This is a genomic window from Christiangramia forsetii KT0803, assembly GCF_000060345.1.
In the GTDB taxonomy this organism is placed as follows: domain Bacteria; phylum Bacteroidota; class Bacteroidia; order Flavobacteriales; family Flavobacteriaceae; genus Christiangramia; species Christiangramia forsetii.
Map to the genome: position 1 here is coordinate 791,120 of NC_008571.1, position 24,238 is coordinate 815,357.

19 protein-coding genes are annotated in these 24,238 nt (G+C 36.3%); 3 read left to right on the top strand and 16 right to left on the bottom strand.

Annotation, left to right across the window (positions count from 1 at the left end; all coding sequences use genetic code 11):
- Nucleotides 1-5 precede the first annotated feature (5 nt).
- The 7 genes from GFO_RS03380 to GFO_RS03410 form a co-directional block, all read right to left on the bottom strand.
- Complete coding sequence (locus GFO_RS03380) at nucleotides 6-770, bottom strand: head GIN domain-containing protein (RefSeq protein ID WP_011708625.1); 765 nt, start codon at nucleotides 768-770, stop codon at nucleotides 6-8.
- Nucleotides 771-780: 10 nt separating this feature from the next.
- A complete protein-coding gene (locus tag GFO_RS03385) occupies nucleotides 781-3,192 on the bottom strand; it encodes an ABC transporter permease (RefSeq protein WP_011708626.1) in 2,412 nt (803 codons plus the stop codon).
- Nucleotides 3,193-3,214: 22 nt separating this feature from the next.
- Nucleotides 3,215-5,590: an ABC transporter permease gene (locus GFO_RS03390; protein ID WP_011708627.1), complete on the bottom strand. Its 2,376-nt coding sequence runs from the start codon at nucleotides 5,588-5,590 to the stop codon at nucleotides 3,215-3,217.
- Between the two features lie 2 nt (nucleotides 5,591-5,592).
- Nucleotides 5,593-8,010 carry an ABC transporter permease gene (locus GFO_RS03395; protein ID WP_011708628.1) on the bottom strand — a complete coding sequence of 806 codons (2,418 nt, stop codon included), beginning with the start codon at nucleotides 8,008-8,010 and terminating at the stop codon, nucleotides 5,593-5,595.
- Between the two features lie 2 nt (nucleotides 8,011-8,012).
- Nucleotides 8,013-10,445 (bottom strand): ABC transporter permease, encoded by a 2,433-nt coding sequence (locus tag GFO_RS03400; RefSeq protein ID WP_011708629.1) that lies wholly within the window; start codon nucleotides 10,443-10,445, stop codon nucleotides 8,013-8,015.
- Nucleotides 10,446-10,493: 48 nt separating this feature from the next.
- The gene (locus GFO_RS03405; protein ID WP_011708630.1) at nucleotides 10,494-11,183 is read right to left on the bottom strand and encodes an ABC transporter ATP-binding protein; all 690 of its coding nucleotides are present in this window, start codon (nucleotides 11,181-11,183) and stop codon (nucleotides 10,494-10,496) included.
- A 135-nt stretch (nucleotides 11,184-11,318) separates the two neighbouring features.
- A complete protein-coding gene (locus GFO_RS03410; RefSeq protein ID WP_011708631.1) occupies nucleotides 11,319-12,569 on the bottom strand; it encodes an efflux RND transporter periplasmic adaptor subunit in 1,251 nt (416 codons plus the stop codon).
- 204 nt (nucleotides 12,570-12,773) lie between these two features.
- On the opposite strand from GFO_RS03410, the gene GFO_RS03415 reads away from it, so the two are divergent.
- Both GFO_RS03415 and GFO_RS03420 read left to right on the top strand, forming a co-directional pair.
- The gene (locus tag GFO_RS03415) at nucleotides 12,774-14,120 is read left to right on the top strand and encodes a sigma-54-dependent transcriptional regulator (RefSeq protein ID WP_011708632.1); all 1,347 of its coding nucleotides are present in this window, start codon (nucleotides 12,774-12,776) and stop codon (nucleotides 14,118-14,120) included.
- Nucleotides 14,110-15,453 carry a sensor histidine kinase gene (locus GFO_RS03420; RefSeq protein WP_011708633.1) on the top strand — a complete coding sequence of 448 codons (1,344 nt, stop codon included), beginning with the start codon at nucleotides 14,110-14,112 and terminating at the stop codon, nucleotides 15,451-15,453. Before GFO_RS03415 ends, GFO_RS03420 begins: the two co-directional genes overlap by 11 nt.
- A 154-nt stretch (nucleotides 15,454-15,607) precedes the next feature.
- Here the strand turns inward: GFO_RS03420 and GFO_RS03425 are convergent, their stop codons facing one another.
- Both GFO_RS03425 and GFO_RS03430 read right to left on the bottom strand, forming a co-directional pair.
- On the bottom strand, nucleotides 15,608-16,354 hold the full coding sequence (locus GFO_RS03425; RefSeq protein ID WP_011708634.1) for a DJ-1/PfpI family protein: 747 nt from the start codon (nucleotides 16,352-16,354) through the stop codon (nucleotides 15,608-15,610).
- Nucleotides 16,355-16,544: 190 nt separating this feature from the next.
- Nucleotides 16,545-17,753 (bottom strand): chloride channel protein, encoded by a 1,209-nt coding sequence (locus GFO_RS03430; protein ID WP_083830793.1) that lies wholly within the window; start codon nucleotides 17,751-17,753, stop codon nucleotides 16,545-16,547.
- 202 nt (nucleotides 17,754-17,955) lie between these two features.
- Between GFO_RS03430 and GFO_RS03435 the strand changes: the two genes are divergently transcribed.
- A complete protein-coding gene (locus GFO_RS03435; protein WP_011708636.1) occupies nucleotides 17,956-18,309 on the top strand; it encodes a DUF488 domain-containing protein in 354 nt (117 codons plus the stop codon).
- A gap of 190 nt (nucleotides 18,310-18,499) precedes the next feature.
- On the opposite strand, the gene GFO_RS03440 is transcribed toward GFO_RS03435, so the two are convergent.
- The 7 genes from GFO_RS03440 to GFO_RS03470 all read right to left on the bottom strand — a co-directional run bounded on the left by GFO_RS03440 (nucleotide 18,500) and on the right by GFO_RS03470 (nucleotide 23,967).
- Entirely contained in the window at nucleotides 18,500-18,697 is a 198-nt protein-coding gene (locus tag GFO_RS03440; RefSeq protein ID WP_148264589.1) for a hypothetical protein, read from the bottom strand.
- Between the two features lie 118 nt (nucleotides 18,698-18,815).
- Entirely contained in the window at nucleotides 18,816-19,238 is a 423-nt protein-coding gene (locus GFO_RS03445; RefSeq protein ID WP_011708638.1) for a hypothetical protein, read from the bottom strand.
- A complete protein-coding gene (locus GFO_RS03450) occupies nucleotides 19,210-19,650 on the bottom strand; it encodes a GreA/GreB family elongation factor (RefSeq protein ID WP_011708639.1) in 441 nt (146 codons plus the stop codon). The genes GFO_RS03445 and GFO_RS03450 overlap by 29 nt, the downstream gene beginning before the upstream one ends.
- A gap of 26 nt (nucleotides 19,651-19,676) precedes the next feature.
- A complete protein-coding gene (locus tag GFO_RS03455; protein ID WP_011708640.1) occupies nucleotides 19,677-20,957 on the bottom strand; it encodes a Glu/Leu/Phe/Val family dehydrogenase in 1,281 nt (426 codons plus the stop codon).
- Between the two features lie 357 nt (nucleotides 20,958-21,314).
- Nucleotides 21,315-22,637 carry a sigma-54-dependent transcriptional regulator gene (locus tag GFO_RS03460; protein WP_011708642.1) on the bottom strand — a complete coding sequence of 441 codons (1,323 nt, stop codon included), beginning with the start codon at nucleotides 22,635-22,637 and terminating at the stop codon, nucleotides 21,315-21,317.
- A gap of 3 nt (nucleotides 22,638-22,640) precedes the next feature.
- Complete coding sequence (locus GFO_RS03465; protein WP_011708643.1) at nucleotides 22,641-23,735, bottom strand: sensor histidine kinase; 1,095 nt, start codon at nucleotides 23,733-23,735, stop codon at nucleotides 22,641-22,643.
- A 25-nt stretch (nucleotides 23,736-23,760) separates the two neighbouring features.
- The gene (locus tag GFO_RS03470; RefSeq protein WP_011708644.1) at nucleotides 23,761-23,967 is read right to left on the bottom strand and encodes a hypothetical protein; all 207 of its coding nucleotides are present in this window, start codon (nucleotides 23,965-23,967) and stop codon (nucleotides 23,761-23,763) included.
- Nucleotides 23,968-24,238 lie beyond the last annotated feature (271 nt).

The following is a 24,238-nucleotide window of genomic DNA, read 5'->3' on the forward strand; positions in this document are numbered from 1 at the left end:
AGGTTTTAATCTATTTTTTGAATGACAGTTTCTCCTATTTTGAGTCCGTTGTTGACTTTTGCGTTTCCTTTATACTGAATTCTGGCTTCCCCAAATGCCGAGACTTTTAGTTTTTCTGAAACATTTACCACAATATGATTGTTGCCATAAGCGGCAATTTTAGTTTCAGCAGATTGAAGATCTACTGCACTCACCTCACTTTTCCCATAGCAGCGATAACGCTGAAAATCTACATTTCCATCTTTGATTTCCAAATAGCTTTCGCCATACATGGCTACCTTAAAATCTTCCGCAGTAATACTTTCAAGATAAACTTTTGCAGAACCATAAATATCCAGATCAAAATCTTCAGTTTGTATCGCATCTGCAAAATTGATCATCTCTTCACTCCGAATTTCTACCTCTTCCAGATTTCTATAATAAACGGTAATAGTTGCTTCGGTTCCATTGTAAATTGAACGATCCTGTTCAATTCCGTTGATCATAACCTCTTCTTCCTTTGCAACCACTTTTGCATCGTCCAGGTAAATATGGAGTGTTTTTTTATCAACTTCTATATTGATCTTCTCAGTTTCGACGCTCGATTTTTCGATCACCACAGATTCCTGATCTGATTGTTTAAAAACTACCTCGATATACGGGCTGACGATTACTTCCTTAAACGGAGATACTTCAATAGTTTTAGATTGCGCATTAGAAAAACTAAAGTTCAGGACGCTTATGATCAAAGTGATTAGCATTTTGTTTTGAGTTAGAATTGATTTTTTCATAAATATTGTTTTATTCTGTTTTTAAACTTTTTATGGGGTTTACACTGGCAGCTTTATAGCTTTTTATGCCAATGGTCAAAAAGGCAATTCCCATGGTTACAACTGCAGCCATGAGGTAAAGCCACCAGTGAATACTGGTGCGATATGCAAAATCCTGTAACCATTTATTCATTAAAAAATAACTAAGCGGGAAGGCGATTAAAAATGACAGTCCTACAAGCTTTAAAAAATCTTTCGAAAGAAGCGTAACAATCTGTGTTGCAGAAGAACCAAGCACTTTTCTAATCCCAATTTCTTTAAAACGTTGTTCTGCAGTAAAGGTCACCAGTCCAAATAGTCCAAGACAGGCAACAATAATTGTTAGTAAAGCGAAAAGGCTAAGAATAGTTCCCATTTTTCGTTCTTTCAAATAGGTATGATTGTAGGCATCGTCCAAAATACTGTAGTTAAAGCCTTCTTTTACATTGTAGTTATTCCAATTATCATTGAGATTTTCAATAAGGACGGACATATCGGCAACTTTTGAACGGATGATAATACCGCCGTAGGGATTATACTTTAAAATAAGTGGCTCGATTTCCTGATGCAAAGATTTAAAATTGAAGTTTTTAATAACCCCTATAACCGTCATTGTTTTTAGTCCGTCATGAGTATCACGCTGAAAAGTATTTCCAATTGGATCTTTGTCAAAACCGAGAATTTCGATAGCTTTTTGGTTGAGGATCACTTTATCGGATTCCGCTCCAAAATCCTTAGAAAAATTTCTTCCTTCCAGTAACTCCATACCCATGGTGGGAATATAGTTTTCATCAATATTGTAAAATGACATTCTACGCTGAAATTCGTTGTTTTTAAAGATCCCCCCAACTTCATTATCGCTTTCCCCTGCAGGAACAAATGCTGAATGGGTCAGGTTTTCCACCAGCGGATTATTTTTAACCTGGTCTATATAGTTATCTTCATTATTGCCCAATAAATAAGAATTTCTAACTACTAAAAGTTGATCTTTCTCATAGCCTAATGCCTTATCCTGAATAAAATCCATTTGCTCTTTGACTACCAGTGTCGAGAGGATAAGCCCCGCGGAAATCACAAACTGAAAAATTACCAATCCGCTTCTAAGTCCTGAATTTTTCCCGCTTCCGGAAAATTTAGATTTTAATGCGTTTAAAGGATTGAAGGAAGAAAGGTAAAATGCCGGATATCCACCGGCTAGAAATCCAATAAAAAAGATAAGACTGAAAAAAGCCAGTATTATTTCAGGAGAAAGCAAATATTGAAAATTTAGTTCTTTCCCAGCAAGTAGATTGAAAAAAGGAAGTGAAAGCGAAACCAGTAGTAAAGCCAGAAAAGCAGCAAGAAAAGTAGCGATAAAGGACTCTGCTAAAAACTGGTAAATAAGTTGCTTTTTATTAGAACCAAGCACTTTTCTAATGCCAACTTCCTTTGCTCTTTTTGTGGCCGAAGCAGTCGCCAGATTCATAAAATTAATACAAGCGATGATTAGCATAAAAATCGCGATTGCACTAAAAATATAAACATATTTGATATCGCCTCCTTGTTCAAGGATAGTGGCATCAGAAAAATCGGAATATAAATGAATATCTGTTAGAGGTTGCAGGAAAAGACCAATTTTGTTGTCTTGGGTAAACTCCGTGTAGGTCATTCCCAGCGCGTCCTTTATCTGTGGACCCATATATTTTTCAGAAATTGCCGGAAGTTTAGCTTCTACAGTTTCAATTCGTGTATCTTTTTGTAAAACCAGATAGGTGAAAAAATCAGATTCCATCCAACTTGTTTTTTTAGCCTGTGCGTACCCTAAAGTAGAAACCAAAAGATCAAAATGGAAATGGGAATTCTTTGGCATATCTTCTATGACACCGGTAATTGTAAGGTTTTCATCTCTGTTGGTTACCTTCAGGGTTTTACCGATAGGATCTATATTTCCAAAAGTGTTTTCAGCAAAAGATTTGGAGATGACTACCGTATTTGGTTTATCCAGGGCTCTATTTTTAACACCCTGAATAATTGGGAAGCTAAATATTTCAAAAAAGTTTGGGTCTACATAGGCAAGACTGCTTTGTCCGAAATAGGTTCCATTATATTCTATGCGATTGTTGTGTGATTTTGCAAGTCGGGTAGATTTGGTAACTTCGGGAAGATCGTTTTTAAGTGCCTGAGCCACGGGAGCCATCACCACAGCTTCTTTCATTTCTTCCCCGTTTACATTTGCCTTAAAAACAACCCTAACAATTCGTTCTGCTTTTTCGTGGAAACGATCATAACTAAGTTCATCTGTGACAAAGAGCATGATCAACAGGCAGGAAGCTATGCCTATCGCCAATCCGGTGATATTAATAGAAAAAATACCTTTGTCTTTAAGGATATTTCTCCAGCCTGTTTTTAGATAGTTTTTGATCATGATGAATTTCTTTGATGATGGTTTATTCTGTTCTTAAATTTTTCACAGGATTTGCCCTGGCTGCTCTAATGGCCTGGAAACAGACTATAAATAAAGCGAGTGATACAGCAAATACACCAGATAGAAAAAATACCGGCCATTCAATTTTAGTTTGATAAGCAAAACCCTGAAGCCATTCATTAGCGAGAAACCATGCCACAGGCGAGGCAATTAATACTGCTAAAGCAGTTAGTTTTATAAAATCTTTTGAAAGTAAAGTAGTGATCTGGAAAACACTTGCACCTAAAATTTTTCTAACCCCAATTTCTTTTACTCTTTGCTGTGCAGAAAAGGTGGCGAGGCCTAAAAGTCCAAGTCCCGCAATGATAATTGTGAGAATGATAAATAAACTGAACATTCTTGATAGACGTTCTTCAGATTTGAAAAGAGCGTTGAATTTATCATCCATAAATTGATAATCAAAGGGTGCTTCAGAATCATATTTTTTATAACTACCGGCTATATTTGAAATCAGCTCCGGTAAATTGTCCCTATTACTGTATTTAATGTACAAGCACCCTGTTCCTGAAAATTCATTTCGCTTTGATATTTTCAGTCCAAGCGCATCTATGGGATTTTCGAGGGATGCATAGTTGAAATCTTTTACCACGCCTACGATTTCTTGCTTACTTCCTGCTAACTCTATAAATTCTCCCCTGGGATCCTTGCTAAGGTTGAATTTTCCAATTGCAGTTTCATTTATTACTATTTTCTTGGCTGCCGTTATCAATTTATCATTTGCGGGTTCTAATTTCCATTTTACATCCAGGATATTCAGGAAGTTATCATCTACCTGCATTAAAGGCAGGGCTACAGATTCTGTATTCTTTGCAGAAGCATAGAATATATCGTACCCATCATATATCTGATTATTAGATATAGCTGTATTCCTTACTCCTGGAATTTTTTCAATTTTATTTCTAAAGGCCTGAGAATTATCTCTAATACTTTTTTGAAGGGGTACCATTAAAATTTCAGAACGATCTAAGCCCGTATTTAATGTCTTTAGATATTCCATTTGTTGTTTAATGATAAATCCACCAATTATTAAAACGACAGCTATTGTAAACTGAACAGTGGCACAAATTTTTCTAACCATGTTTCCACCAAACTTCTCCTGAGATTTCTTTCTGAAATTTTCAATAGGTTTAAACGATGTCATTACTAAAGAAGGGTATATGCCAGCTAATAGAATCGTGATCAAATAGATAAAACCCAAAATTGCCAAAAATACTGGATGGAAAAAAAAGGCTCCGTCTATCTCAATATCCATCAAATTAAAAAATGGTTTTTCAAGAAAATAGCTTAAGATTCCAGCTAGAATAAAAGATAGGCTAACATACAGGGCAGATTCCATATAAAATTGTAGCGCGATATGCTTCTTATTGGCACCATTTACCTTCCTCACCCCAACTTCTTTTGCTCTGGAGTCTGCTCTTGCAGTAGTAAGGCTCATATAATTGATTAATGCAAGCAGTAAAACTAAAATTGCAACTAAAGGAAATACATCCAGATATTTTATTCCGATGTCTTTTCTGGATTTTAAATGTTTGTCTCCAAAAGCTTCCAGTAAATATTCATCCTTTGATTGTGTATTTGCCTGCTTACTTAAAATTTGTGCGGTTTTACTAACAGCTTTTAAATTTTCGGCATTATCTAGTTTCAGGAAAGTGGCAAAGGACCCACCCTGAAAAATCTGAGAACTAAAGTTGCGTTCATGCTCCTTCATTTTTTCCATGGTAGCAATGGAAGTAATTAATCCGCTTTTAATACTAGAATTCGACGGACTATTCTCTACTATTCCGGTTATCTGAAATTGATACGTACTATCTTTTAAAACCTCAAGTTTCTTTCCTATAGGATCGCTATTTCCAAAGTATTTTTTTGCGATATCTTCGGAAATGACCACACTGAATGGTCTAATTAATACCGTTTCTTTATTTCCCTGAAGAAGATTAAAAGAAAAGAAATTAAAGAAATTCTGATCGGTATAGAAGAAGTTGGATTCCGAAAAACTTTGCGGTGTTTCCTCTACCGTCTTTACTATAAGTGGCTTGTATTCGTAATTTATTCTTAGTCCAGCTTCTACCCAAGGAGATTTTTCAACCATAGCTCCAGCAACAACCGGACTAAAATTTTGCATATAAATGGTTTGATCTCTAAATTTTGTCATGCCTTCTAATTGAAAAATCCTGGTTGAATCTGCATGAAATTTATCATAGCTGTGTTCATGTGAAACGTAGAACATTATGAGAATACATGCAGTTAAACCGAGACAAAGACCTCCAATATTAATAATGCTGTAAAGTTTATTTTTCCTTAGGTTTCTTAATGCTATTTTAAAATAATGTCTAATCATAATTATTCTGTTCTTAAGCTTTTAACAGGATTTTGTATAGCAGCACGTATTGTTCTAAAGCTTATGGTTAAAATGGCGATAATAAAGGCAAGAACTCCGGCACTTATAAAAATCCAGATATTTAAATCCATTCGGTATGGATAGCCTTGCAACCATTTATCACTAAAAAACCAGGCAATAGGTGTCGCAATTAAAAAGGCAATTCCAACCAATTTCAGGAAATCTGAAGTGAGCATCACGGTAATTCTGGAAGCACTGGCACCCACCACTTTCCGAATTCCAATTTCTTTTCTGCGTTGAGAAACTACAAGAAGAGAAATGGCAAAAAGACCAACACAGCTTAAGATGATAGCGATCACCGATCCGCTGGTGATCATTGTGGTCATATTTCGTTCTCGTTCCAGTGTGCGGTCTATATTTTCATCAAGGAAAGAACCCATAAATTCAGCATTAGGTTCTATTTTATTCCAGGCATTTTTAACATCATTAAAGGAGTTTGTAAGATTCTGGGGAGCTACACTTACAAAGGCATAACGCAAATTCCAAAGGGGCTTTAGAAATAGCGTCAAAGGTTCAATTTCTTTATCCATCGACTGAAAATTATAATCTTTCACGATTCCTATTATTGAATAACGAATGCTATCGTCTAGAATAATACTGGAATTCAAAATATCTTTTTCGTTTAATTCTTTGGCCATGGCTTCATTGATAACAATGGAGAGGCTATCTGAAGGATAAGACTTTTTAAAGCTTCTGCCAGAAAGCAGTTCCAGGCCTACGGTTTCAGGATAGTCGTGATCCACCATCAATAAATTTGTTTTGACCACTTTTCCCTTATGTTCGAATCCCATAATACTGGTAGTAGTGTTGTGGTCTTTTCCTATTCCCAGAATGTTATTAGCAGCAGTGATACTTTTAATTCCTGGTGTATCGTTTAATTCGTTTCTAAGCAATTGCATGGCACGGAAATCATCTTTTTTACCATTTAGCGGAAAAGAGATCACCTGTTCCTTATTAAATCCAAGGTCTTTATTCTGCATGTATTGAAGCTGATTCCAGAGTACCAGCGTTCCACTAATCAGGAGTATCGCTATGCTAAATTGAACTACAATCAACGTGTTTCTCACCCGGTTGCCACCATTCAAATTGATTTTTCCTTTTAAAGCTTTTAAAGTACCAAGTTTACTTAATAGCATGGCGGGATAACCACCGGCGATAAATGTTATAAATGCAACTGCAGAGATAAAACTGATTATATTCCGGAAACTAATCACATTTTCATAGGAAGCACGGGTATTAAAAAGGCTTTGAAAAGGTTCTAACAAAAGATATGCTATTAATAATCCTAAAAACATCGCACCTAGGAAAACCAGGATGCTTTCTCCCCAAAATTGAAAGAATAATTGAGTTTTTCTGGCACCAAGGGTTTTACGCATTCCAATTTCACGTAAACGTTGTGAACTTTTGGCGATATTCATATTAATGAAATTGATGCTTGCAATGAATAATATAAGGAAAGCGATGCCTAAGATTAGATAAGGATATGTTCTATTGGGAGCAGCTAAACCATTTTCTATTTTTACAAAATTTAAATCTTTCACAGATAGCAGTCGCTGCTGAATATATTGTCCATTCTCCCCGGGTTGGGCTCCATCCCTTTTTGCATTTATAAATGCATCAGCATAATGCAGTTTTGAAAAATCCCGGGTAGATTTTTCAAATTGAGTAGGGGAAATCCCTTCTGCCAGTTGCATATAGACTTCATGATTGGAATTATCCCATCGGCCTATATTCCTTCCATAGGCATGATGAGACTGACTCTTAAAATTAAGGGCGATATCGAAAGAAATATTGCTTTCCTGGGGGATGTTTTTTATGATAGAAGTTACTGTAAACGGAACTTCCTGTTCATCAATAAAAATATCGACATTTTTCCCCAGAGCTTCCTCATCGCCAAAAAGTATTCTGGCCGCTTTTTCGGTAAGAGCGATTTCAGATTTACCGGAAACCGGATTTTTATCTCCTTTCAAAACCGGAAAAGTGAAAATTGAAAAGAATTCCGGATCAACAAAAGCTGACTGTAAGCGAACTTGATTTTCGCCAATACTAGCTAGCACGCCACCGCCATTAAAACGAGTGATCTTTTCCACACCGGGAACTTCCTCTTTAAGCGCGTTCGCAAATGGCAATGGATTAGCAACTCCAGCTTCAGGCCCTTTCGGAGTATATTCTGTATGGTACACCTGGAAGATATTATCTCCATGTTCGTGAAACTTATTAAAAGAGAGTTCAAAAAGTGAGTAAATGGAAAGCAGGATCGCTGCTCCAAAGGCAACTGAAAGTCCGAAGACATTTAGAAAAGTAAAGGTCTTCTCTTTCCAAAGGCTTCGCCATGCGATTTTTAGATAATTTCTAAACATAATTATTCTGTTCTTAAACTTTTTACTGGATTGGCTAGTGCCGCTTTGATACTTTGATAGCTTACTGTTATTATAGCAACGGTTATGACTAATAATGCTGAAAAGACCATTATTTCCCAACCAATCTGTATGCGATATGAAAAATCTTGCAACCAGATATTCATAAAATACCAGCCAATTGGCAATGCAATTAAAGTAGCTACGGTTACCAGTTTTAGAAAGTCCGTGGTCAACCCAATAGTAATCTGACCCACACTGGCTCCTAAAACCTTACGGACTCCTATTTCTTTGGTTCTATTTTGGGCATTAAATGCTGCCAGACCAAAAAGGCCAAGACAGGCGATAAAAATGGATAAGCTTGTAAAAACCATAAAGATACTACCCAGACGACGCTCCTCTTTGTAGGAGGCTTCAAATGCGTCATCCATAAAACGATAATTGAAAGGCTGGCCAGGAGCTCTCTTTTCCCAAATGCTTTCTATGCTAGCAATAACACTTGCAAAATCATCTGTTTTCAACTTAATGGCCATAGATCCTGTAGATTTGTCCATGAATAGTCCCAGTGCACCTACATTTTCTCGCAAGGATTCAAAATGAAAGTCGCTAATAACGCCTATGACATGAAAAAATTCAGGATTTTCACGTTCAACTTCCTGGGTGATTCTTTTACCAATAGCATCCTTTGCACTAAGACCTAGAGGAACTAGTGCCGATTCATTGATAATGACGGCGGTAGAATCTGCAGCAGATTGATTGTTGAAATCGCGACCGGCAATCAACTGCAGATTTAGCGTATTCAAATAATCGTCATCTACATCCCATGTCTGCATCTGGATGGCATATTGCTGATCCATGGCAGTTTCCTTAAAAAAGGTACTGTTAGATCGCACAGATGGAGTAGGCATGAAACTACTCACTGTAGCGCTTTTGACGGCGCTCAAATTTAGAATATCCTGTTTTAAAATATCAAGCTGCTGTCCAGCGGCATACGTGTCATTGATTACCAAAACCTGTTCTTTGTCAAAACCAAGATCCTTGTTTTGTATAAACTCTAATTGCTGAAAAACCACCAAGGTTCCAACAATCAGAAATACTGCAACCCCAAACTGAAATATAACGAGCATGCTTCTAATATTCCACTTGCTACCTTTCTTTAGTCCATTCCCCTTAAGTGTATCCACCGGAATAAATCTGGATATGACAAAGGCTGGATAACTCCCGGAAAAAAGTCCTAGCAGTATCGTGATGAATAAAATCGTAACATAGAACAAAGGTTCTGTAAAAGGGATACTAATACTCCTGCCAGCCAGATCATTGAAAAAAGGTAATGCAATAAATGCTATTATTATGGCTAGAATCATTGAAGTAAAAGTAACTAGTCCGGATTCTGTTAGGAATTGCACTATTAACTGAAGCCTATTGGATCCAAGTGTCTTGCGTATTCCTACTTCTTTGGATCTTTTTAGGGAATGCGCAGTGGATAGATTCATGAAATTCACGCATGCCAGAAAAATAAGGAAGAGCCCAATGAATGATAGAATATATACGTTTTGGATCGTTCCTTTCGTACCCATTTCATTTTGATTTTCAGAATAAAGATGAATATCCGTCAATGCTATGGTGTGATACCTGATGTAATTTCCAGATGCAGCAAAAGATTCTTTGGTCATACCTGGAAAGGTTTTTTGAGCCCAGGGGAGCACATACTTTTCTAACAACCCATCTAGTTGTAGCTGAAAATTATCGAGACGGGTCTCTGGTGATAGCTTAACAAAGGTGTAGTAATTGTGACTACCCCAAATATTTTCCCGAGAGGCTACATTTCCAGCCATTGCCATAAATATGCTGTAATCCTTTAGAAAGGAGTTATCAGGAAGATCCTCCATTACACCAGTAACTATATAGGTCTCTTCATTATTCACTAAAACACTCTTTCCAACAACATCTACACTACCAAAATGATTTTCTGCAGCTGTTCTGGTCATAACCAGCGTATTGGTTTCTTTCAACGCCGATTCTTCATCGCCATGAATAAGTTCAAGCCCGAACATGCTGAAAAAGGTAGAATCCACATAGGTCGTCGAAAGCTCTTTAATATTGGTGGTTTTATCTCTGCTTCTAAAGAGATTACTCCCTAGACTTCTAAACCGAACAGTATTTTCAACCTCCGGAAAATCTTTTTCTAAGGTTGCAGCCATTGGTGGTGATGTTTCACCGCTTTTCATCTCTGCACCACCAAATTTAATTTCCATATCTATCCTGTAAATACGGTCTGCATCTGCGAACATGTTGTCATAATGCAGCTCTTCATAAATGTAGAGCGCAATTAACAAACTACCAGCCATGCCTATGGCAAGCCCTAATGTATTAATTAGGGTAAAAAAGGATTGCTTTTTTAGACTTCTAAACGCAATTTTAAAATAATTCCTAAACATGACTTTCGTTTTTTGTCCCGATAGCTATCGGGAGATGAATGACCCTTCTTAACTTTTAAATTCGGCAAGCAGATTCTCTGTCACTTTCTGTCCGTCCAGCATCCTGATGATTCGATGGCTGAATTTTGCGTCGTGTTCACTGTGGGTAACCATGATGATGGTGGTTCCCGCTTCGTTGAGTTCGGTTAAAAGATCCATAACTTCATTTCCGTTACTGCTATCCAGATTTCCGGTTGGCTCATCGGCTAATATGAGTTTAGGATTATTAACAACTGCCCGTGCGACTGCGACACGCTGCTGTTGCCCTCCCGATAATTGCTGCGGAAAGTGTTTTCTTCTATGCATGATCTGCATTTTTTCTAATACTTCATGAACTCGTTCTTTTCTTTCTGCTGGTTTTACCCCGGTATAGATTAATGGTAGCTCTACATTTTCAAAAACACTAAGTTCATCGATGAGGTTAAAACTCTGAAAAACGAAACCGATATTATGTTTTCTCAATTTTGCTCTCTGGCGTTCATTATAACCTGCAACCTCGGTTCCGTTAAAGAGGTAACTTCCACCATCAGGATCATCAAGTAACCCCAGGATATTTAGTAAGGTAGATTTTCCGCAGCCCGAAGGCCCCATGATGGCGGCAAATTCGCCTTCTTTTACTTCAAAAGAAAGTTTGTTAAGCGCGATGGTTTGTACCTCTTCCGTCTTATAATATTTTTCCAGGTTGGTGATTTTTATCATCTTTTGTAAGTATTTAGTTTTTTCAATTTTGTCACTGCGAGTTTTACTTTTTCGTAAAACGTGGCAGTCTTTATATATTTTAATCCTTCCCAGAGAAGGTGTCCGCAACAGCGGTCGGAAGGGTCGGGGAGGTGCTCAATTCAAAACCAACTCCTCAATATCCCCAAAATTGGAATAGCTTGATGTAATTACTTGCTCTCCAGGTTTAATTCCTTCTAAGACCTCATAATATTCGGTATTCTGACTTCCTAAACGAATAGGTGTTTTATAGGCAGTTTCACCATCTTCAGAAACTTTAAATATCCAGTTTCCGCCGGTTTGCTGAAAAAAACCTCCTTTAGAAACTAAGACTGCTTCTTTTTCCTGGCTCAAAGCCAGTTTGATTTGAAGGCTCTGCCCTCGACGAATATTTTCGGGCACCCCTTCTACAAAATGCATATCTACCTGGAATCGTCCATTAGAAACCTGGGTATACACTTTTTTAATTTCCAATTCATATTCCTCACCATTAAAACTAAAAGCGCCACGTTGCCCGTTAAAAATTCTTGATATATAATGTTCATCAATTTCTGCTCTCACCTTATAACCACTGATCACATCAATTTGTCCCAAACGTTCCCCTTTCTGCTTGGATTGTCCAATTTCAGCATCCAGTGCGGTAAGCTGCCCATCTACCGGCGCTTTTACCACAAGATCACCCACTTTTCTACGCATTAATTCCAATGCTTTCCTGGTACGCTCATAAGATTCACGAGCTTGCTGTGTTTCCTGCTTACTGGAAAGAGAATCCTGTTCCAATACTTCTCTTGCCAGCTGATGTTTTTCTTGCTGATAATTATAATTATTCTCAGATTCCATATAATCCTGTCTCCCAACGGCACCTTTCTCGTAAAGCTTTTTGTTCAGTTCGTATTTACGTCTGGCTTCAATAAGATTATTCTCAACGTCTGTAAAATTGTTCCTTTTATTAATCGTATTCTGTCTCGCAGCATTCTGTGAAATCTGCATCTGAGTTAGCAGATTATAAACCTGGGTTTCCTGATTTACCAGGCTCAATTCAAGATCTGTATTAGATAATCTTATAATAGGCTCTCCCTTTTTCATCATGGTACCATCTTCGACAAACTTCTCTTCAACTCGCCCTCCTTCCATCGCATCCAGATAAATAGTTTTTATAGGTAATACCACCCCGTTGACCGGAATATTCTCCTGAAAATTGCCATTTTTGACCTCACTTATGGTAATCCGTTCTTTTTCAACATTCAACTTGGAGTTCCCGGTAGAGGAAAGGATTACAAATAGTATAAGTGCGATAATAAGCACAGAACCGGCGATGATTGCGATTTTTTTAGGAGTAAAGCGTTTCTTTTTAAGAGGTATATCCATAAATAATATTGTTTCCGCTTATAGTACTATCAATATAATGCCGGAAATGCAAATCATTGATATTCAATAATTTAAATATTTTGGTTGATTTAAAAGTGTTCGTTTTCGGACACTAGCTGTTCGCTTGTAATACACTATTATCGTTACAAATATTTCTGCTTTTGAAATTCAGAAGAGGCACTAATAAATTGTAATATTGTGTCTATGCAGCTCAAAGATGCTAAAATACTGGTTATAGATGACGATGCAGATGTGCTAACTGCGCTACGTTTGCTGCTGAAACCTTTTGTTACTGAAATTACTATAGAAAAGAATCCCGAGAATTTAAACTCTCTGCTATCCGGGAATAAATTTGACGTTATAATTTTAGACATGAACTTCAACGGACTGGTGAATACCGGGAATGAAGGGATTTTCTGGCTGAATAAGGTCAAGGAGACGGCACCTGAAACCGATGTGATTTTAATCACCGCTTATGGTGATATCGATCTGGCAATAAGGTCTTTAAAAGAAGGAGCTTCTGATTTTATCGTAAAACCGTGGCAGAATCAAAAGGTGATAGAATCGATTAAGGACATGCTCCAGAATCGTAAAAAACAGGGCTCGAAATCTATAAAACCCAGTGTAGCAGGAACAAAAATAATAGGGGAGAGTGAAGAGCTTCAGCAGGTTTTTGCTAAAGTGAAAAAGGTATCGCCTACAGATGCCAATATCCTTATTCTTGGAGAAAACGGTACTGGGAAAGATTTGATTGCAAAAGCGATCCACGAGAATTCTCAGCGTAAGTCGAAAGCTTTTGTGAAGGTGGATGTAGGAGCCCTGACTTCTACTTTATTTGAAAGTGAATTATTTGGATATAAGAAAGGCGCTTTTACCGATGCTCGTGAAGATCGTATGGGAAGGTTTGAGGCTGCGCAGGGCGGCACGCTATTCCTGGATGAAATTGGAAATATCAGTCTAAGACAGCAGGCTCGATTATTAACAGTGCTTCAGAATAGGCATATTACTCCACTTGGTTCCAATGAGGTGATTCCAATCGATATTCGGTTGATTTGTGCGACCAATCTTGATATTTCAGAACTTTCAGATGAATCAAAATTCAGAAAAGACCTTATTTATAGAATAAACACGGTAGATCTTACCATGCCTCCGTTGCGGGTGCGTGGAACCGATATCACCTTATTAACAAAGCATTTTTTGGATTTTTATTCTGAAAAATATTCCAAAGGCCCATTTAAACTAGATCCCTCTTTTCTTAAAAAGCTCAAAAATCATAGTTTCCCCGGGAATGTTAGAGAATTGCAATTTGTTATCGAACGAACGGTAATTATGGCTGATAGCACCTTGCTTAAAGAAACGGACCTTTCTTTTTCAGCAATTGAAAATAACTCAATTTCTACGGAAATTGATGATATGCGCCTGGAAACAGTAGAGAAAAACACCATTTTAAAAGTGATCGATAAGAATAAGGGAAATATATCCAAATCTGCCAAAGAACTGGGAATTACGAGGGCAGCATTATACCGTAGATTAGAGAAATATGATCTTTAAAAGCTATCATGGTGGTATCCTAATCAGGATTTTGATCTTGATGCTAGCCTTAACCGGACTGGTATTTAGCATCCTCAAAAGCTTTTTTATCGCAGTGGGGATTTTTCTATTTCTTGTTATCATTCTGATCTATGAATTCTTTCGGTTTCTAAGCCGACGATTTGAAGTAATGGACGACTTTTTCGAATCGGTTAAATACAGGGATTTTTCTCGTAGATATCTGGAAGAAAATAAATCTAATGATATTAGGCGTCTTTATGCCGGGTTTAATACTGTGAACCGCACGGTAAGAGAAATGAATTCTGAGAAGGAAACCCAGTATCTTTACCTTCAGAAGATACTGGAACTGGTAGATATTGGGATTCTGGCCTATGAAATTGAAAGCGGAAAAGTGCTTTGGGCAAACGAATCTTTTCAAAATACATTAGATTTTTCGTCATTTAAAAACATCAAATTTGTCATTAGCAGGAATCCGGAAGTTTATCATTTACTTTTTGACACTACGTATTCAAAACCCACCGCTGTAGATATTAAAGTTCATAAGGAAAATAGCAAGGTCTTGCTTTCCAACAGTGTTTTTCAGATAGAGAACAAAAGCTTCAAACTCATTGTGCTTCATAATATTGAAGATACCCTGAATAAAACAGAAGCTGATGCCTGGAAAAAATTGTTGAGCGTAATGACCCATGAAATTATGAATTCCATTGCGCCGATTTCTTCACTCGCCAATACCTTAAAATTTCAGGTGAAAATGCATCAGGAGAATCCACAAGAAAATCAGCTTGAAATTGAAGATCTTGACGCCGGTCTTTCTAGTATCGAAACAAGGAGTGAAGGCTTGTTGAAATTTGCCAAAACCTATCGTAGTCTGAATAAAGTCACTAATTTGAACCTGGAACTGGTACTCTTAAAAGATCTGTTCAGCAATATAAAACACCTCATGCAACCACTTCTCAATGGTAAAAACGCTGAACTGAGTTTCTATTTACAAAATGAAGAACTGGAAGTTGAAATTGATTCTTACCTGATGGAACAGGTGCTGATAAATCTTATTTTAAATGCTGTAGAATCTTGCGAAGATAATACACGTGCGAAGGTTCAAATTTCAGCAGAAAAAAAACTGGACGGTAGAATATTTATAAGGGTATCTGATAATGGAACAGGTATTCCCGAGGAAATTATGGAAGATATTTTTGTGCCATTTTACACCACAAAAAAGGAGGGAAGCGGGATAGGATTGAGTTTATCTAAGCAAATTATGACGCTGCATGGTGGAAAGATTCAGGTTAATAACAACTTAGAAGGAGGCACCATTATAAGCCTGAATTTTTAGTTTGAATGCTCTTTCTCAATAATGCTAAAAGGAACTTGTATAGTGTAGATTTTATTTTATTTGTTTCGCAGAGTCCTTGATGTCCTAATTATCAAATCAAGATTTTTGGTATAAACACGATATTTTAAGATAGCTGAGATCGATAGAAAAAGACTTACTCTTCCCAGTTTTTAAGTCGGTCAAGGTATAAGTAAGATTCTACAAATTTTCTATGTTCAGCACTGGTCATTATCTCCACTAAGTTTAATGCTGAGATGTAACTCGCTAAATTTCCATTTGACGACAGGAATTTTCCATCTTTCACGTAGGTCACTAAACTATCGTTTTGAACTTTCAATTCTGGATACGTCTTTTGAAGTTCTTCTCCACCACCTATCCAGGTCACAATTTTATGACCATCTGCAATCCCAGATTTTCCAATTAATTGCGCGCCTGCACAATTGCTTACGGTATATTTAGTTTCTTTATTCTTTTCTCTAATAAAATTGATGATATTATCATTATGTACCTGAGCATACATGTCATAGGCACTTGGAACGAAAAGGGCTTCTAATTCCGGACAATTTTCAAAGGTGTAATCAGGTACAATTTTTATTCCTTCTTCAGTTATTATGGGATTTTCCGTTTCGGCAATGGTAATCACATTAAAAATTTGTTTTTCATCTTCTGTCGGTTTTGCGAATACATCAGAGGTAGCTATCACTTCACTTTGTAGAACTCCATTATACATTAAAAGACCAATGGTGGGTAATTCTTTTTTGAACGGTTTTAAATGCTTTGTCAGCGTATCAGATTTAATTTCTTTTTCGCGATTATTTTGATTTTCAGGTTTTGATTTATCTGTTTTACAACCTATTAAGGTTATAAAAACCATAATTATAGTAAAACCTATATTTCTCATTTTTCCAATTTTTTAATGAATATGAATTTTTCAGCTTGCAGGTGACTCTTTATATCAAATATACTTTTTTAATAGAAGGTTTCAGAATAGATCGGGGTTATAGTGGGAGATTTTTGTATAAGGATAAATGAAAAAATTTGAAAAATTCTTAGTATCAATTGTATGAAAATGGGTTAGAGGAGCTCATTTATTATTCTGTTCTTCTAATCTGACTATGGATAAATGGTATTTTGGGAGCGAAAAAATATCCAACCAAACTTGCAAATAGAATAGGGATGAAATAATCAAAACCAGTAAGTGTGGCAAGTAAAATGGTTGTACTCATAGGAGTCCTGGTAACACAGGAATTAATAGCAGCCATAGACGCCACAATAGCCAAAGATAAATTGGTTTCAGGAAAAAGATTATTTATAATTAACCCTAAAGTGGCACCGACGAAAAATAAGGGTATGATAAAGCCACCTCTCCATCCTGATGTTACTGTAACTGCGATTGCCAAAATTTTGAACATTAGAATTGCAAATAGCATCATGAGTTGATAATTGTTACCAAGAAGTTCATTGATTTCATGATGGCCAAAATATCTTGTGATCGGGAAATAATAGGAGATAACCCCTAAAAGCAGACCACCAATTAGCGTCTTAAAATAGATTTTTAATTCAACCGCTTCAAATATCTTTTTCAAAAATTTAGTGCAAAATATAAACAGCCAGGCTATGGCTGTTCCGGCTACTCCATATACTAAGGCGTAAGCAAAATCGAATTGATTGGTAAAAGAATACGTAGGTAAATCCCAAATAGGTCCAATGCCCAGATGGATTATAAATGCGAAAATAATATAGCTAAAAGAACTGGCGACAAAGGCAGGTATAATGGCTTTATAATATTCAACAGCATGTTTATGATGGAGAATTTCCAGAGAAAAAAGACTTCCGCCTAAAGGTGCGCCAAACAAAGCTGTAAATCCCGATGCCATACCTGCGATACTAAGAGAGCGTAATTCTTCTCCTTTTAATCTTAAGATTTTCCCCATCCATGTACCTGTAGAACCTGTAACCTGTACTAGCGGAGCTTCAGGACCCAAACTTCCTCCGGATGCTACGCAAAGCAAGGAAGATAAGATCATTGAGGGATTGTTTCGTGGATCTAATTTCCCTTTATTGAAACGTATATTATTTACTATAAGATGAATTTCACCGGGATCGCCGATAAAATGTATGACCAGTCCGGCTAGAAGTCCCGAAATTGCCATTACCGGGATCACCCATATTCCTTCAAAAATGGCTAGAATATGAGTAAAATGTTCAAGAATAATCCAGTAAAAACTTGAAATTAATCCTCCTAAAATTCCAAGAAGTGCCCATAAAAAGAAGGTTCGGCTGAATACAAAAGGATTGATCTTTAAAGGTTAATCCAGTATATTTAAATAAGTGATTAACCGCCTTTTATTTTTTATTTTCAAAATGATTGGACTTATATTATGGCTAACTTGATTGTATTGGCAAAATATGAAATCTGCTAATTTAATTACTATATGTGAAAAATCAATTTTTCGAAAATTGCCAAAAAATTAATCAATTTGAAACAAGAAAAAGCGAACTATGAAAAGTATCAGAATAAAACGAATATATGAGGAAGCCTACGATCAGGATGGTCATAGAATTTTAATTGACCGGTTATGGCCTCGTGGTGTTTCCAAGGAAGATGCAAAACTGGACGATTGGAATAAAGATATTGCACCCAGTGAAGAGCTTAGAAAATGGTTTGATCATGATCCTGATAAGTTTGAGGAGTTCTCTAAAAGATATAAGGACGAATTAAAAGATAAAAAGGATAAAGTAAAAGCCATTAGAGAAATTGCGGAAGAACACCGTCTAAGCTTATTATATGCTGCCAGGGACAAAGAACATAATCACGCCATTGTATTGAAGAATGTGCTGGAAAGCAAAAAATAAGAATAAATATGATCGTTTAGATGTATATCCGTTATCCATCCTAATCGTTCTTTCGTTACCCTGAAATTATTTCAGAGTCTCAATACCCCATTGATTTATATTAAACTGAGATTCTGAAACAATCCAGATAGTTATCGGGACAGAATGATGCCATTCTTCAGTTTAGGATGCTTTACGGACAAAGAATCGTTTATTTGTCTTTTACTTTCTCGAAATTTTGAAATCTGATTACCATTACTATAAGCGCCAAAAATATTAAACCTAAAAAGATGATCTTCAGTTGATTTTCAAACCAAATATTAGCGTAAAATTCCTGGTGCATATACAAGGATCTACTAATAATTACTGCGGCTAATATTCCAAGACTTTTGTAAATATTATTTTCCATGATTTCTAAATTAAAAACCGGATAGCTAGACAGTTTTTGCTGAAACTTAACCCTCAATAAACCATCTTAGAGATAGTATAGTCTGAACTATCCGGTTGAATTAATAAATGCTTTTGTATTATTTAATAAATTTTTCTATACCATCCTTCAGGTAAATAAAAGCTGATTGTTTGATATCCCTAACTTCAATTATATGTTTTTCAATTTTTGAACGTAACAGGAGGTGAGCCGTTATAAATGCATGATCACACTCAATTTGATCACATTCATTTTGCCCCATTAATTGATGCTGAAAACCTTCACAACTTTTCAGGTGCAGATCATTCGTTTCTTGCAAGTCGAAAAATTGATTTGAAAGATAATTAGCATCAATATAGTTTGCATTTGTTTTAAGAATTAGAGAAGAATTTAATAGGTCTAAATAAAATTTAATCTCCTGCGATATAAATGCTAATTCTCCTTTCCAGTAAACAACCTCACTTTGAAACCTAACTAGTTGAATTTCCTCTTCGTTATGATGTTCTTGAATGTTTGTGATCATATTTCATTTTCATTATTTCTGTTTCAATTTGTTTTACCTCTTTAATTTTTATGTAGCTTTCGCCTAGTGGAAATGTCCATGTGATATTATCTCCCTGAGCATAGCCAAATAATGCCAATCCCATAGGAGCGAGGACTGAAATCTTATTTTTCCGAATATCTCCTTTTTCCGGCGTGACGATTTGATAAGTCCTTTCAACGGCATAAGGTGTTTCTATGGTCACCAGGGAATTCAATCTTATCACATCTAAAGGCATTTCACTATTGGTTAAAATCCTAGCATCCTTTAATTCTTCATTCAGTTTATAAATGGAGGCTTTATAAGAAGTGTCTTTGTGATATTTTGCCAGCGACATAATTTGCTTTAAAAAATCATATTCCTTTTTTTCTATAATTAATTCTCCGTATCTCATTTCAATTTTCTTTAATTCAACAATAACTATGGAAAAATTCCTCTTTGTTTGTAGGCGGTCTCCACTCTGGATATGGCTAGAATAAAAGCCGCTGTTCTCCAGTCTACGTCCCGCTTATTTACTTCAGCATGAATTTTATGGAAGTTCTCGGTAAGTTTCTTCTGAATTTTCGCCATGACTTCATCCAACTGCCATAATTCACCATTTCTATTCTGTAACCATTCAAAATAACTTCCAATCACCCCTCCGGAGTTGCAGAATATATCAGGAATAATTGTCACTCCGTTTTCCAGAAGCATTTGCTCTCCTTCTTTATCTGTAGGTCCGTTGGCACCTTCAGCAACCACAGTAGCTTTAATTTTAAATGCATTTTCTGCAGTTATTTGATTTCCTAAAGCTGCAGGGATTACTATATCGCAGTCCAAACCGAAAAATTCATCGGCATTCATTTCAGTTGCACCATCAAACCCCTGAATTGAACCTTTTCTTGGCTCGCAATGTTGTACCAGAGCTTCAGTGTCTATACCCTTAGCATTGTATAATGAGGCATGAGCATCCTGCACTGCAATTAACTTCGCGCCATCTTGAGTTAAAAAGTGAGATGCCCAATACCCAACATTACCAAAGCCCTGGACTATAAATTTTTTATCTTTTAAAGTTTGATTTCTTGTCTCTAATAACAGTTTGATACTGAGGTAAACTCCAAATCCTGTTGCCCGATCTCTTCCTTCCAAACCTCCGGTTCCTACTGGTTTTCCAGTTACTACATGCTGATTATGAGAACGTTCTGATGAGGATATAGTAGACATAAAAGTGTCTACAATCCAAGCCATCGTCTGCGGATTGGTATTTACATCTGGAGCTGGAATATCATGCTCAGGACCTATATTTTCTCCCAAAGCATAGGTGAAACGTCTGGTGATACGTTCCAATTCTGAATCGGAAAATTTTCGAGGATCTATCTTGATTCCACCTTTTGCACCCCCAAAAGGCAGCCCCGCCAGGGAGGTTTTCCAGGTCATCCACATAGCTAGCGCCTTAGCAGCGTCTATATCTACGGTGTCATGATAACGTAAACCGCCTTTGTACGGTCCTAAAGCGTTATTATGTTGCACGCGGTAGCCTGTAAAAACCTCTACGTTACCATTATCCATTTTCACAGGAAAATGAACGATGATTTCATTATTTGTAATCCCTAGTATTTTTCTAATATTAGGATTTAGATCTATGATATCGGCCGTATTATTGAACTGGTTCATTACGGTTTCATACATAGACTGCTTAATTACTTTTTTTGTATTTATCATTATTTTTATTGAAAGTGTTCACAAAGTGCTTTTCTGTCCTCCTTCCAGGTACAGATTTTGCGATGGTCGCAGTTAAAACATAGGCCTTTAAGCATCTCCTGGGTTACACCGTTGTGATGCTTTTTATTTGGAATGCTAACTTTTGCCTTTTCTTTAATCGAATTCATCTTTTCATAGATTTATATTTTCTTACCTATAGAAAGTCAAATGCTATGCCTGAGATTGATAAAATTCAAGAATTGGAATTTAAAACATTGATTATAAATGTTTTAAATTTTAAATAATTTTAAAGTTTAGTTTTTGTGCCGGGGAGAAATGCCCCGGAAGGGGAGAAAAGTACCGTTACAAAAAATTCAATTATTGCAGCTTTTTACGAAGTGTTTTTCGATCAATTTGAAGAATTTCCGCAGCCTTGGTCTTATTATTATCTACACTGGACATAATTTTTAAAATATGCTCTTTCTCTACCTGCTGCAAAGTCTTAAAAGTAGCATTTTTGCTGGGTGTTGGAAATTTTAGATAATCAGGTATTTGTTGAATATCTATGGTGTGTTCACTCATTATAATGGCACGTTGAACGGCATTTTCCAATTCCCGTACATTCCCGGGCCACTCATAGCGTTTTAAGATTTCCAGCGCTTTTGGAGTAAATCCAATTTTGGGTTTAGCATATTCTGCTGCATATTTCTTCAGGAAGTTCTCTGCCAGCAATGGAATATCATCTTTACGTTCCCGCAGAGGTGGTGTGTTAATATTAACTACATTAAGTCGGTAATAAAGGTCTTCCCGAAAACTACCCTTTTCTATCATCTGTAGTAGATCGCTATTAGTAGCAGCAATGATGCGAATTTCTATTTTCTGAGCTTTTTGTTCTCCTATGCGTCGCACTTCTTTTTCCTGAAGCACTCTTAACAACCTGGTTTGTACCGTTAGTGGAGCTGTGCCAATTTCATCTAAAAAAATAGTCCCGCCTGCTGCAGCCTGAAAGAAACCTTGTCGATTTTCATTTGCACCGGTAAAAGCTCCTTTTCTATATCCAAATAATTCAGACTCCAGAAGTTCTTCTGGAATTGCACCACAATTAACTGCGATAAAAGGATTTGCGGCGAAAGATCCTTTATAGTGAATGGCCCGAGCCACCAATTCTTTTCCTGTACCGCTTTCACCCTGAATTAGCACGGTTGCCCGATTATTCTTTAGCCTTTCAATGAGATCAATTAACTCATCAATTTTTTCAGATTGGCCAACAATGCCGGCATATACCATCGGCTTATCGCCTCGTGAAATTTTATTTTCTAAGCCTTGGAATTTATCTGGAAGTGATTTTTCAACAGAATTTTTGAGCTCTTCTGCGGTAAAGGGCTTTACCAGGTAATCCAGTACACCAGATTTCATGGCATTTAGAGCACCATCTACAGAAGGATATCCGGTGATTACTAATTTAGGAACTTTAGGAAAATGTTCATCTACGTATTTGATGAGCTCCATCCCACTAATTCCAGGCATTTGAAGATCTGTAATGAGTAAATCTACAGCATTAAATTTTAAAATATTGATAGCTTCTACAACCGAAGCGGCCTTATAAGAATGGAAATTTTGTTCCTGAAGCTGACGCTGCACTAATTCAAGCATATCATAATCATCATCAACAATGAGAATATTTGCTTTGTTGAGCGCCATAGGTTACATTTTTAAAGGTAATTTAATCTGAAATACCGTGCCTGTAGGTTTATTATCAAAAGTAATAATTTCTCCACGATGGCTTTTAATTATACCATGAACTACACTTAGTCCTAAACCCGAACCTTCGCCAACAGGTTTAGTTGTAAAGAAGGGTTCGAATATTTTAGATTTTAAATCTGCCGGAATGCCTGAACCTTCATCTTTTATTTCCAGAATAAAATGAGTTTCAAAACTAGAAACCTCTAAGGATATCTGACTTTTTTCAGGTGAAATATAAATGGCATTTATCAAGAGATTGAATAATACCTGTGTAAATTGTATGGTATCTATCTGTGGTTCAATATCTGGATTGTCTATCTCGAAATTATAGCGGACATTGGCTTTTTGAAAATTTTGAGATAATAAATTAAGCGTCTGATCTATTATAGGCTTGATCTTTATAAATTCTTTGTGTTGCGGCATTTCACAAGCAAAAAACATTAACTTCTTGACAATTTCCCGCGAATAGATCGCTGCCTTTATTATTTTATTAGTGTCTTTTTTAGTTTGATTTTCTTTAGTACTGGACTTTATCAGTTCAGCAAAACCAAGAATGTTACCTAGGGGCGTATTAAGTTCATGAGCTATTCCCGCTGTGATTTCCCCTAGAATTGAGAGTCGGTCATTTCGCTCAGCGCTCCTTTTAAGAAGTTTCTCTTTTCTTAAAATTTCCCTGCGTTCAAAAAATTCGCTTATTTCAATTGCGATTTTATCCAGAAGTTTCTGTTCTTCATTCAGGAAATAAGCATTGTCTAATTGCGTGATATCGTAATAAACTTTTATAAAGCCTTTATTTTCATTGAAAAGCTGAATATCGCTCCCTTGAAAAATATTCTTTTCTGGCAGGTCTGAAGTTAGAATACTGTAATCTTCAAGTTTTAACTGTACGACAGCGCTATGCGGGAACAGCCAAGCTTGTTGGGTAATCCTGCATATTTCTTCAAGAGTAAAGGAAATAGAATCTGAATGTTTGCGAATGGCCGAAGACACCTCGTAAAGACAGGAAAGCTCTTTTACTCGCTCTTCCAGCTTTTTAGATATCGAGATTTCATCCATTGGCCATTAAAAAACTATTGTCAAACTAAAGGTCTGGAATTTCCATCATTTTTCCGTTTTTAGATTTACCTAAAACTACAACATCCTTACTTTCTTTATATTCTTCAATAGCAAGTAGGAGTTGTTCCTTGGTATCTCTACGGATTTTAACACCAGTTTTCTTATTTTTATTTCTGACTTCTATATAATATCCGTCTCTTAGGTCTTTTGGTTTGGTGGAAGGTCTTCCCATGATTAAAATTTTGGGTTAAAGATAATATAGCTTGTTACTATAAACATATGAAAAGAATAATTTAATTCTATCATTCCATAAATATTTCAATTTTATGCTAATTGAAATATGAAAATTTACCAGGTTTGATAGAGGAAATTCTTTTTAGCTGTTTATTTAATTCGAATTGTAAAATTAATCCAATATAACGCAAAGATTTGTATAATCGAAATTCAATTTGTTACACTTTCTCTAATAATTATAAAAAGCACCACAAATTGCAGTGCTTTTT